The sequence below is a fragment of the Methyloversatilis sp. RAC08 genome (assembly GCF_001713355.1).
Taxonomy (GTDB): domain Bacteria; phylum Pseudomonadota; class Gammaproteobacteria; order Burkholderiales; family Rhodocyclaceae; genus Methyloversatilis.
In genome coordinates this window covers 2418629-2430245 of record NZ_CP016448.1, presented here as the reverse complement: position 1 = coordinate 2430245, position 11617 = coordinate 2418629, and the positions used below count along the sequence as shown (strand labels likewise).

General features: G+C 65.4%; 9 protein-coding genes. 2 read left to right on the top strand and 7 right to left on the bottom strand.

All coding sequences use genetic code 11. From position 1 onward, the window contains the following. Positions 1-10: 10 nt before the first annotated feature. The gene (locus BSY238_RS11225; RefSeq protein ID WP_069039221.1) at positions 11-1237 is read right to left on the bottom strand and encodes an efflux RND transporter periplasmic adaptor subunit; all 1227 of its coding nucleotides are present in this window, start codon (positions 1235-1237) and stop codon (positions 11-13) included. 94 nt (positions 1238-1331) lie between these two features. Beyond that, on the bottom strand, positions 1332-2741 hold the full coding sequence (locus BSY238_RS11220; RefSeq protein ID WP_069039220.1) for a TAXI family TRAP transporter solute-binding subunit: 1410 nt from the start codon (positions 2739-2741) through the stop codon (positions 1332-1334). Between the two features lie 144 nt (positions 2742-2885). Between BSY238_RS11220 and BSY238_RS11215 the strand changes: the two genes are divergently transcribed. Both BSY238_RS11215 and BSY238_RS11210 read left to right on the top strand, forming a co-directional pair. Next, positions 2886-3923, top strand: coding sequence for an HD domain-containing phosphohydrolase (locus tag BSY238_RS11215; RefSeq protein WP_069039219.1), 1038 nt, complete (start codon positions 2886-2888; stop codon positions 3921-3923). Positions 3924-3926: 3 nt separating this feature from the next. Next, the gene (locus BSY238_RS11210; protein WP_069039218.1) at positions 3927-7034 is read left to right on the top strand and encodes a hybrid sensor histidine kinase/response regulator; all 3108 of its coding nucleotides are present in this window, start codon (positions 3927-3929) and stop codon (positions 7032-7034) included. Positions 7035-7047: 13 nt separating this feature from the next. On the opposite strand, the gene gloA is transcribed toward BSY238_RS11210, so the two are convergent. From gloA to glyS, 5 genes are read right to left on the bottom strand one after another with little or no spacing between them, the layout of a single operon-like run. Then, positions 7048-7446 carry a lactoylglutathione lyase gene (gloA, locus tag BSY238_RS11205; protein WP_069039217.1) on the bottom strand — a complete coding sequence of 133 codons (399 nt, stop codon included), beginning with the start codon at positions 7444-7446 and terminating at the stop codon, positions 7048-7050. 25 nt (positions 7447-7471) lie between these two features. Beyond that, entirely contained in the window at positions 7472-8251 is a 780-nt protein-coding gene (locus tag BSY238_RS11200; RefSeq protein WP_223300101.1) for a M48 family metallopeptidase, read from the bottom strand. After that, positions 8220-8963, bottom strand: coding sequence for a lysophospholipid acyltransferase family protein (locus BSY238_RS11195; protein WP_069039216.1), 744 nt, complete (start codon positions 8961-8963; stop codon positions 8220-8222). The genes BSY238_RS11200 and BSY238_RS11195 overlap by 32 nt, the downstream gene beginning before the upstream one ends. Then, complete coding sequence (gene gmhB, locus BSY238_RS11190; protein ID WP_069039215.1) at positions 8963-9505, bottom strand: D-glycero-beta-D-manno-heptose 1,7-bisphosphate 7-phosphatase; 543 nt, start codon at positions 9503-9505, stop codon at positions 8963-8965. The genes BSY238_RS11195 and gmhB overlap by 1 nt, the downstream gene beginning before the upstream one ends. A 3-nt stretch (positions 9506-9508) precedes the next feature. Next, the gene (gene glyS, locus BSY238_RS11185) at positions 9509-11614 is read right to left on the bottom strand and encodes a glycine--tRNA ligase subunit beta (protein ID WP_069039214.1); all 2106 of its coding nucleotides are present in this window, start codon (positions 11612-11614) and stop codon (positions 9509-9511) included. Positions 11615-11617: the final 3 nt, after the last annotated feature.

The following is an 11617-nucleotide window of genomic DNA, read 5'->3' as shown; positions in this document are numbered from 1 at the left end:
GCGCGCTCCGTCAGGTCTTGGGCTGCGCGGCGGCTGCCGGCGGCGCGTTGGCTGGAGCCTCACCCGGCGCGCGCGGGGCAACCGGCGCGCCCGGACGCAGCTTGATCAGGTTGTCGACGATGACGCGCTCACCCGGCTTCAACCCATCGGTGACCACCCAGTTCTTGCCCTGCCAGTCGCCCAGCTTGACCGGGCGCGGCTCGACCTTGTCATCAGCCCCCACCAGCATCAGCACCGGGCCGTTCTCGGTCTGCGTCACGGCGGCCTGCGGCACCAGGAACACATTGTCCTGCTCGCCGACGATCACGCGGGCACGCACGAACTGGCCGGGCAGGATGCGGGCATCGGCATTGGCGAATTCGGCGCGCATTTCCATCGTGCCGAGCAAGGCATCGATGCGGCTGGCCGAAAAGTTGATCTGCCCGCGCAGCGGATAGATGCTGCCGTCCGGCAGCTGCAGTTCGACATCGCGCAGGCTGCGCGCGGCGGCGCGGCCACCCGGCAGCTTCTGCAGGTCGCCATCGGACAGGCTGAAACGGATCCAGATCGGATTGATCTGCGAAATCGATGTCAGCAGACTGTCGGTGCCGGCATTGACCAGCGACCCTTCTGAGCGCTGCGCCCGGCCCGACATGCCGGACACCGGCGCGGTCACATTCGTGTAGGACAGGTTCAGTTCAGCCTGGCGCACCGCCGCTTCGGCTGATTTCACCGCCGCCTTCGACACCGCACTGGCCGACTTCGTGTCGTCGAATTCCTTCTGGCTGATCGCCCGTTCGGCCACCAGGCCCTGCAGACGCTGCAGCTCGCGTGCTGTTTGCTCATCGAGCGCCTGCGCTTCGGCCAGCTGGGCGCGCGCCTGGGCGAGCGCAATCTCGAATGGCGCGCGCTCGATGCGGAACAGCGGCTGGCCGGCCTTCACGGCTTCGCCCTCGCCATACAAGCGCCTTTCGATGATGCCGGTTACGCGCGCCCTGACCTCAACCTCGCGCGCGCCTTCCGCCTGCGCAACCGATTCGATCAGCAGCGGCGCGCGCGTGCTCTCCGCCACCACGATGGACACCGGCAGGGGTTTGGGTGCCGCCGCTGCGGCCGGTTGGTCACCGGAACACGCACTCAGGAAAGTCGCCGCAATCAGCAGTGGCACGACCAACAGGGAAAAACGCAGGGCAGCGGGAGAACGATGCAGGGGCGCCGGCGACATGGCGGCGGACGGAACTGCGGGGCGGGCGGGCATCAATGCTCTCCAGATCTCGGCCTGCAATTATATACACGCACGAATGTTTGTAAATTACAGGGGGCCAGACACTCCGCCAGACCGCCCGCAAAGGTCAGACCCGCGGGGCGGCAGGGTCGCCGGCGGCGACACCGGAGGTCGACAGGTCTGCCGGCACGACGTTCTCGGCCAGCCCCTGCAGGCGCCGGCGCACCATGTGGATGTGCGCACGCAACTGGTAGTGATAGTCGGCATGCGACAGCGGTACGCCGATGCGTGCAACCGCGATTTCGATGCGGTCAAGATCGTGCAGCCATTCGGCGCGCGAGCGCGTCGTGTCCTCCTGCAGCGCCTGGCGCTCCAGATCCTTCAGCTCGCCGTACCAGCGATACAGCTTGCTGCGCACGCGCCAGACATACAGCTGCGGCAGGATGCGGAACAAGGGCACGGCGAGGGCAAGCAGCGGTACCAGCAGCACGATCATGCGGTCGAGCAGATTGGCGATCGAAAACGGCAGGTAGCGCTGCAGGAACGGCGGGCCGACCTCGTAGAAGCGCGCCGCGCGCGGGTGCAGCTCGAAATCGCCGCCGTCGGACTGCGGAAACTCGCCCGGATGCTGAAAAACCGTCGCTTCGGCGTGCGCCGGCTTCATGGCGCCCAGCATCAGGTCGATCAGCGCCGGGTGCGTGTCCTCGCGCGCCACGACGTAGGCGCGGGTCGCCACCATCGAAATGTCGCGCGACGGAATATCGCGCACGAAATCGATCGCACCGCGCGGCAGCGTCACTTCACTCAGATGGGGAAAACGGCGCGCGTAGGCCGGCGACTGCGCCATGCTCATCAGCGAGATACCGTCGGCGTAAAGCAGGGACCACACGCTGGCGGAATTGACCGCGCCGACCACGATCAGCGCATCGATCTTGCGCGACAGCAGCGCCACCACGCCCGCGGTGCCGCCGAGCGGCTTCAGCAGTTTCGCGTCACCGACGAGTGCATGCGCTTCGAGCAGTTGCAGCGCCAGATGACGCGTGCCACTGCCTTCGGCACCGACACCGATGCGCAGGCCCTTGAGCTGATCCAGCCGGTCCAGACCCGGCCGGCCGCGATAGAACACCCACACCGGCTCGTAATACGCGGCACCGAGCGACAGCAGGCCGGGCGGATGGTCTTCGGCACTGCCACCCTGGACGAAGGCGAAATCGACCGACTGCTCCGTATCCATCAGCCGCTGCAGGTTCTCGATCGATCCGGCGCTCTGCCGCACATCGACGCGCACACCGAACGGCTCGATCAGCGGTTTGTAGCGCGCACAGTAGGTCTCGTAGGCCGAGCCTTCGGCGCCGCATGAGAAAGTCGTGAAATCGGGCGGCGCCGGCTTGATGTAGCGCGCGGCGAACCAGAAGCCGGCGCCGACGATGAGCAGTGCCGGCAGGACGAGCACGAACATGTCGCGGAAGGACAGCTGACGCAGCCAGTTGCGCAGCGCGGACGCGCGCAGGGTGTAGGGCGGGGGTGGCGAAGTCATGCGGGTCGGATCAAGACGAAGTTTGCGACGGGCTAAAGTGTGCAACGGCTGCATCCGTTAAACAGGCACGATGCAACATATTGAATGTACGGGCGAGCCGCAAGCTTCCACAAAAGACACTGACCAAAACTAGAGGTTTGTCCGATGAATGTAGTGGTGATCGACGATGCCCAGGTGAACCTGGTGCTGATGGCCGCGCTGCTGGGCAAGCTGCCCGACTGCACCTCGACCTGTTTCCTGTCGCCCGCCGAGGCGCTCGAACACTGCACGCGCGAAGATCCGGATCTGGTGATAGTCGATTACATGATGCCTGACATGGATGGCATCGAGTTCATCCGGCGCTTCCGCAGTCACCCTGCCCGCTCGCAGACACCGCTGCTGATGGTGACCGCCGATCACGAACGTGAAGTGCGCTACCGGGCGCTCGAATCCGGTGCCAACGATTTCCTGAACAAGCCGCTGGACCGCATCGAATTCACCTCGCGTGTGAAGAACATGCTGTTCCTGCGCCGCAGCCAGGTCGCGCTTGCCAACCACGCTCGGACGCTGGCCGACGAGGTGCGCCGGGCCACCGCCGAAATCTACGGGCGCGAACGCGAAACGCTGAACAAGCTGGCGCGCGCGGCCGAGTTCCGCGATCCGGAAACCGGCGCTCATATCCTGCGCATGGCGCACTACTCTGCACTGATCGCACGCGCCATGGGGCTGGATGCCGACATGGAGGAATCGCTGTTGATCGCAGCACCGATGCACGACGTCGGCAAGCTCGGCACGCCCGACCACATCCTGCTGAAGCCGGGCCGGCTCGATCCGGACGAAATGGTGATCATGCGCAGGCACGCTTCCATCGGCCACGAAATCCTGAAAGATTCGGCATCGCCCTACATGCAGCTTGCCGCGACGATCGCCCTGACCCATCACGAGAAGTTTGATGGAACCGGCTACCCCAACGGACTGGCCGGGGAAGACATTCCACTGGTCGGCCGCATCGTGGCCGTGGCCGACGTGTTCGACGCACTGACCTCGCCACGTCCCTACAAACCGGCCTGGGACCTGGAGAAGGCACAGGCCTTCCTGGTCGAGGGCCGCGACAGTCATTTCGATTCCGTCTGCGTGGATGCACTGCTTGGCCAGTGGGATCAGGTACTGGGCATTCGCGCCCGCTTTCAGGACGAAACCTGAGCCATGGAAGACGCACTGACTCCGGGCGGCGGAGGCCTGCTGCAACGCATCGCCGGACTGTTCGCGCTGGTGTTCTGCGTCAGCGTGGTGGGCAATGCGCTATACACCGCGCACGAACAGTCCCAGCAAACACTGCAGCAGTTGCACCGCAATGCGCTGGCCGAAACACGCGTGATCGGCGAACGGATCCAGCAGGCCACCCGACTCGACCAGGGCAACCTCCTGCAGCGGCTGCCGGGCGACACCCGGCTGCAGGGTGCGGCACTGATCGACATCGATGGCACCACATTGGCGGCATTCCGGCACAACGGTGCACCCGGCTGGGTACGAACTGCCCCGACACAGTTCGAACCGCCGCCAGCGAGACCGCAACCGGAAGTCCGCACCCTGCCGGCGAGCGAAAGCCGCACCGGCGCAGTCAGTCAGACGCGCGTCGTCAGCTGGGTTCCGCTCGCCGGCGATGCGGGGCTGCGCTGGCTTCGCACAGAAACCGACAGTGCCGAAGCACGCGAGGTGTGGCAACACATCCTGGCTGACAGCCTGCTGCACGGATTGATCGCCATGCTGATCGGCATCGTCGCGCTGTACGCGCTGCTGCGCCGTCCGCTGGCCGCATTGCAGCAGTGCACCGACTTTGCCGAACGACTCGACCGTTCGACGGGTGAAACCCTGCCGGCTGGCACCGGTTCGCACGAAACCGACCGGCTGGCACAGGCACTGAACTGGGCGTCACTGAGCCTGTACGACCAGCGCAGCGCGCTGGCCGAAAGCGAGGCGCACACCGGCGCCATCATGAGTGCCGCGATCGATGCGGTCATCACCTTCGACACCTTCGGCAACGTCATCGAGTACAACCCGGCGGCCGAACGCATGCTCGGCTGGACGCTGACCGAGGCGAGGCAACGACCGGTGATCGAGCTGCTGGTCACGCGCAGCGAGCGCCAACGAGATGAGACGGATCTGGTGCAATGGCTGAGCCGGCGCTTCGACGCCGTCGTGGGCCATCACCTTCAACTTGATCTGTGCCGCAAGGACGGCAATCTGTTTCCTGCCGAACTGGCGATCACCGCGTCACAGATGAAGGGGCGCACGCTGTTCACTGCCTTCGTATCCGACATCAGCGAACGCAAGGCAATACAGGAACAGATCATGCACGCACGGGACGCCGCCGAAGCGGCCAACCGCGCCAAGAGCGACTTCCTCGCAAACATGAGCCACGAAATCCGCACGCCGATGAACGCCATCATGGGCATGACGGAGCTGGCGCTCGACACCGACCTGACCGCCGAACAGCGCGAATACCTCGGCCTGGTGAAACAGTCCTCCGACGCATTGCTGACGCTGATCGACGACATCCTCGACTTTTCGAAGATCGAAGCCGGCCACCTGGATTTCGAACAGATACCGTTCAGCCTGCGCGACGTCATCGGTGGTGTCGTACGCACCTTGCGACCGAAACCGGGCAAGCCGGTGCAGTTGCGCTGCCACATCGACCCTGCCGTGGCCGACGCGGTGCTGGGTGACCCGATGAGGCTGCGTCAGGTGCTGACCAACCTGCTGTCGAACGCGCTGAAGTTCACCGAACGCGGACAGGTGGACGTGTCAGTCACGCTGGACGAACTCACGCCCGAGGCGCAGGGGCTGCGCTTTGCCGTTCGCGACACCGGCATCGGCATTCCGCTCGACAAGCAGACGCTGATTTTCGACGCTTTCTCGCAGGCTGATACCTCGACCACACGCCGGTTCGGCGGCACCGGCCTCGGACTGGCCATCTGTACGCGCCTGGTGCAGTGCATGGACGGCACGATAGGCGTCACCAGCACACCCGGCGAGGGCTCGACCTTCCATTTCACCGCCCGTTTCCCGCGCGCCCTCGGCAGCGATCTGGCGCAACCCGACACCCGTTCGCTGGACAACATGGCCGTGCTGGTGATCGAACCCGACGCAGCGGCACGCGAGGATCTGGCGGCCCGACTGGCGCACTGGCATGTCGTACCGAAACTGTGCGCCGACCTCGACGCGGGCATCGGCGCCATCGTGTCGGCGGAAACCGAGGCACGCTGTTTCCAGGCTCTGCTGGTCGACCTGCAGATCGCATGTCGCGACGAATGGGCGCTGGTGCATACGCTCGGCAGCGAATACAGCCCGGACCTGCCCATCATCGTGCTGCATGACGGCACAGCGCCGGACGCGAGGACGGTACCGGCCGGCGTGAGCGGCCTGATAGCACGGCCGGTTGAGTCAGCACAGCTGCTCGATGCACTGATGGCGGCGCTCGGCATGCGCCCCGAAACGTCCGCCGGAGTGCCTTCCGATGCGCTGCCCCCGCTGCGCGACAACCGACCGCTGAACATCCTGCTGGCCGAAGACAACCCCATCAACCAGACGCTCGCACTGCGTCTGCTGGAACGGCTGGGCCATCACGTCGAACTGGCCAGCAATGGCGCCGAGGCCGTGGCACTGGCAGCCCGGCAGCGCTTCGACTTGATCCTGATGGACGTGCAGATGCCGCAGATGGGTGGCTTCGAGGCGACGCGGCACATCCGCGCCCAGGACGGCCAGCGGCACACGCCCATCGTCGCGATGACCGCGCACGCAATGGCCGGCGACCGCGAAAAATGCATCGAGGCCGGCATGGACGGCTATGTGTCGAAGCCGGTACAGGTACCGGCGCTGCTGCGTGCGCTGGACGAAGCACTGGGTCCAACCGCTGCACCACTGGTCAGCCGCCCGCCCGACACGCCGGCGGAAGCAACACGGTTCGACCGCCTGTTCATGCTTGGCAACCTCGGCGGCGATGAGGGCCTGATGCACGACATCATCACGCTTTTCCTGCGCGACTACCGCAGCACACTGGACGCGCTGGTGCAGGCCTTTGCCGGCGGCACCCGGGAAGAACTGGCGACGCAGGCGCACACACTGAAGGGAATCGTCCGCAACTTCGGCGCCACCCGGGGCGCCGGCATTGCCGCACAACTGGAACGCGGGGGCGGCGGCACGCCGTCGGAAGACCCGCAGTGCGCCGCATGGGTGGAGCAGCTGGTGGACGAGACCGAAGCGCTGGCCACCGAGCTTCGCGCCGTACAGCAGGCAGCGCGCAAGGTCGCGTGAGCGGCGCCCGGGTTCAGCCGGCGCCCGATGTGCCGCGCTGGATGAATTCGATCTTGTAGCCGTCCGGGTCCTCGACGAAGGCGATCACGGTCGTACCATGCTTCATCGGACCGGCTTCGCGCACCACGCGACCACCCAGTGCCCTGACCTGATCGCAGGTTGCATAGGCGTCATCGACTTCCAGCGCAATGTGGCCGTAGGCGTTGCCCATCTCGTAGGCGTCGGTGTCCCAGTTGTGCGTCAGTTCGAGCACGGCGCCTTCCGATTCGTCCTGGTAGCCGATGAAGGCGAGAGTGAACTTGCCGTCCGGATAGTCCTGCCGGCGCAGCAGGCGCATGCCGAGCACCTTGGTATAGAACTCGATCGAACGGTCGAGCTGACCGACGCGCAGCATGGTGTGCAGGATTCTCATGATGTGACCTCGCAGTTTGGGCGTTTCAATGGGCGACGATGCGACCCGGATGCTGGGTACGCAGTTCGCGTCGCGCGGCTTCGAAGCCGGGCAGGATAAGCGCCACGGTATCCCAGAAGGCGCGCGAGTGATTCAGTTCCTTCAGATGTGCCAGCTCGTGTGCGATCACGTAATCGATCATCGCAGGTGAGAAGTGGATAAGGCGCCAGTTCAGCCGTATCACGCCCTGCGCAGTGCAGGTGCCCCACAGCGTATTGGCCGAACTGAGCATGACGCGCGAGGGCGACACGCCGATGCGCTCACCCAGTTCTGTCGCCCGCCGGGTGAAACGCGTGAGCGCTTCACGCTGCAGGAAGGCACACACCGCATCGCGCACGCGGTCGTGATCGGCGTCGGCCGGCAGCGGCAGACGCAGCACGTCATCGTCGATCATCGGCCGGGCGCAGGTGTCGCCAAGGCGCAGCGTCACATGGCCGCCCAGCCAGGGCAGCCGGGCGCCATCGCGCCAGTCGGTGCGCACCGGTGCACGGCGCGCGCGCACTTCGCCCAGTTTGGTGAATATCCAGCGCTGCTTCTCGCGCAGCGCCTCCTCGATCTGCGGCAGCGTCACCCAGTGTGGCGCGGTCACGCGCAGCCCGGACTCACCGATCGAGAAACCGATCGAGCGGCGACGCGAACGCCGCAGCGCGTACTCGACGATCTGCTGACCAAGCACGATGTGACGCCCGCGCAGCGGCGGCGGCGCGGTGTGTTCCGGCGTATCGAGGGCCAACTCAAGCTGCTGCGGACAGGTGTTCGGCTTCATAGTGATGCGGAAAAAGTCGACGCATTTCACTTTCGATCCAGACCTGAGCGTGCCCGTTGATCTGTTCGGTCGTCAAGCCCTGCGTCGCAATCGGGGGGCCGATGCTCACGACGATTTCGCCCGGATACTTCAGGAAGGCGTTGCGCTTCCAGTAGTCGCCCGCGTTGTGCGCAATCGGTACCACGAGCGCACCGGTCACCTGTGCGAGCCGCGCGCCACCGACCTTGTAGCGTCGTGTCTGCCCGGGTGGCATGCGTGTGCCCTCCGGAAAAACGGTCACCCAGAAACCCTGTTCGAGCAGCACGCGGCCCTGCTCTTCCACCTGCACCAGCGCGTCCTTGCCGGCCGAGCGGTCGATCGCGATCATCGGCATGCATGCCAGCCCCCAGCCGAAGAACGGGATGCGCAGCAGCTCCTTCTTGAATACGAAGGCGACGCGCGGCAGGATCAGCTGCAGGCTCAGTGTCTCCCACGCCGACTGATGCTTGCACAGCACGACCGCACTGTGCGAGGGCAGGTTCTCGCGGCCGATGACACGGTAATGCAGGCCGACGATGAAACGCAGCGCGAGCATCGTGAGACGGGTCCAGGCACCGATGATGCGATAGCGAACGCGCGGCGGCAGCGGCCTCACCAGGATGGCAATCAACGAGAACGGCGGCGTGATGACGGCGAGGAACAGGAAGAACAGGACGGAGCGAACGAGGGTCATCAGTTGGCATTCACCGTGAGTGCACGCACCATGGCGGCCAGATTGTCATAGATCCGGGCGCCGCGCGGCAGCGCCGGATCGGCTTCGGTTTTCGTGCCCTTGCCGGTGCGCACCAGCACCGGCTGCGCGCCGGCCGCATCGGCGGCCTGCAGGTCGCGCAGGCTGTCACCGACCACCGGCACGTCCGCCAGATCCACATTGAAGCGACTGGCGATCTCCAGCAGCATGCCCGGCTTCGGCTTGCGGCAGGCGCACTTCGAATCGGCCGCGTGCGGGCAGAAGAAGATGGCGTCGATACGGCCGCCGGTCTGGGCAAGCGAACGGTGCATCTTTTCGTGGATCGCGGCCAGCGTGTCCATGTCGAACAGTCCACGACCGACACCCGACTGGTTGGTCGCCACCACGACGCGCCAGCCGAACTGGTTCAGCAGCGCGATCGCTTCGAGCGAACCTTCTATCGGTCGCCATTCCTGCGGCGACTTGATGAACTGGTCGGAGTCGTAATTGATGACGCCGTCGCGGTCGAGGATGATCAGTTTCATCCATCAATCTTTCAATTCGAGCCGCGAAATATCCGCCACGGCATTCATTGCCGCGGCCAGCTGACCGAGCAGTGCAAGCCGGTTCGCACGTACGGCTGCATCGTCGGCGTTCACCATGACATCGTCGAAGAAACGATCGACCGGCGCACGCAGCATCGCCAGCGCGCTCAGCGCGCCGGCATAGTTGCCGCGTTCGATATGCTGATGCGCCATCATGTTCGCAGTGCTCAGCGCATGGTTCAGTTCGACCTCGGCATCTTCCGTGAACAGCGCAGGATCGATGACATCGCCGACTTCGCCCGCTTTCTTCAGGATGTTCACGATGCGCTTGTTGGCCGCTGCAAGCGACTGCGCTTCAGCCAGTTCGCAGAACGCAACGACGGCGGCGAGCTTGGCCGGCACCAGATCGATGCGCACCGGTCTGAGCGCCAGCACGGCATCGATTGCGCGCGCATCGTGGCCGCCCTCCTTGAGCAGGTTGCGCAGACGCTCCTGCATGAAATCGAGCAGCTGTGCAGCGAATCCGGCTGTTTCGCCGGTACCGATCTGGCCGGCACGGAAACCACCGGCCGCAATCTGCACCAGCTGACCGAGATCGAGCGGCAGCGACGCTTCCATCAGTATGCGCAGCACGCCAAGTGCCGCGCGCCGCAGCGCGAACGGGTCCTTGTCGCCGGTCGGAATCTGGCCGATGCCGAAGAAGCCGACCAGCGCATCGATCTTGTCGGCCAGCGATACGGCGCAGGCGACATCGCCTTCCGGCAATGCATCGCCGGCAAAGCGCGGGCGATAGTGCTGCTCGACCGCCGCCGCCACGGCATCGGTCTCGCCGTCGTACTGCGCGTAGTAGCGCCCCATGACGCCCTGCAGCTCCGGAAACTCGCCCACCATGTCGGTCATCAGATCGGCCTTGGCCAACAGCGCCGCGCGCGCCGTCGCCAGCACATCGGCATCGAGCAGATGCGCGATTTCCGTCGCCAGCCGCTGGATGCGCATGACGCGGTCGAACTGGCTGCCGAGGCGGTTGTGATAGACCACCGATTCCATCTTCGTGATGCGTCCGGCCAGCGGTGTCTTCTTGTCCTGCTCGAAGAAGAATCGCGCATCGGACAGGCGGGCGCGCACCACGCGTTCGTTGCCGGACACGATGTTGTGCGCATCGGCCACCTGCATGTTGGACACGACGAGAAAGCGGTTGAGCAGCTTGCCGGAGGCATCGAGCAGCGGGAAGTACTTCTGGTTGGCCTTCATCGTCAGGATGAGGCACTCCTGCGGCACCGCCAGGAATTCCGGTTCGAACTGCGCGACGTACACGACCGGATACTCGACCAGCGCCGTCACTTCGTCGACCAGCGCTGCGTCGTCGACGTGGTGCACGCCCTCGCCCAGCGCGGTGCAGGCCTGGGCCAGCTTCTGCGTGATGAGCGCGCGGCGCGCCTCGAACGAGGCCATGACCGAACCGCGTTCGTACAGCGTGCGCGCGTACTCGTCAGCGCCCGCCAGCGTCACCTCGCCCTCGCCCATGAAGCGGTGGCCGCGCGTGCTGCGGCCGGACGCATGGCCGAAAGCCTGACCCGGCACGATGCGATCACCATGCAGCATGACCAACCCGTGCACCGGGCGCACGAACTGGAAGTCGCAATCGGACCAGCGCATCAGCTTGGGAATCGGCAGCTTCTTCAATGCGTCGAGCACGATGCCGGCCAGTACGTCGTCGAGCGCGGCGCCGGGCACCGTCATCGCGTAAAACAGGGTTTCGCTCTTGCCGTCCATCCGGCGCGTGAACTGCGGCAGCGCCTCGACCGGGATGTTCTTCGCCTGAAGCTTCTTCAGCAGCGCCGGCGTCGGCCTGCCGTCGGCATCGAGTGCGACGGCGACCGGCATCAGCTTTTCATCGACCACGGCATCGGGCGCGCGGTCGGTCACGTTCTGCAGTGTGAGTGCAAGGCGGCGCGGACTGGCGTAGCGGTCCATGCGCGCATCGGCGGCGACCAGCTTGCGCTCGACCAGCGCCTTGAAAACGCCGTCGGCGAACACTTCGCCCAGTCGCGACAGCGCTTTCGGCGGCAACTCTTCGGTCAGCAGTTCGACCAGTAATGTGGCGTGCATAGT

Excerpts from the sequence above, each read along its gene's own strand:
- BSY238_RS11225 (WP_069039221.1), bottom strand. The coding sequence starts at position 1,237 with ATGCCCGCCCGCCCCGCAGTTCCGTCCGCCGCCATGTCGCCGGCGCCC.
- BSY238_RS11220 (WP_069039220.1), bottom strand. The coding sequence starts at position 2,741 with ATGACTTCGCCACCCCCGCCCTACACCCTGCGCGCGTCCGCGCTGCGC.
- BSY238_RS11215 (WP_069039219.1), top strand. The coding sequence starts at position 2,886 with ATGAATGTAGTGGTGATCGACGATGCCCAGGTGAACCTGGTGCTGATG.
- BSY238_RS11210 (WP_069039218.1), top strand. The coding sequence starts at position 3,927 with ATGGAAGACGCACTGACTCCGGGCGGCGGAGGCCTGCTGCAACGCATC.
- gloA (WP_069039217.1), bottom strand. The coding sequence starts at position 7,446 with ATGAGAATCCTGCACACCATGCTGCGCGTCGGTCAGCTCGACCGTTCG.
- BSY238_RS11200 (WP_223300101.1), bottom strand. The coding sequence starts at position 8,251 with ATGAAGCCGAACACCTGTCCGCAGCAGCTTGAGTTGGCCCTCGATACG.
- BSY238_RS11195 (WP_069039216.1), bottom strand. The coding sequence starts at position 8,963 with ATGACCCTCGTTCGCTCCGTCCTGTTCTTCCTGTTCCTCGCCGTCATC.
- gmhB (WP_069039215.1), bottom strand. The coding sequence starts at position 9,505 with ATGAAACTGATCATCCTCGACCGCGACGGCGTCATCAATTACGACTCC.
- glyS (WP_069039214.1), bottom strand. The coding sequence starts at position 11,614 with ATGCACGCCACATTACTGGTCGAACTGCTGACCGAAGAGTTGCCGCCG.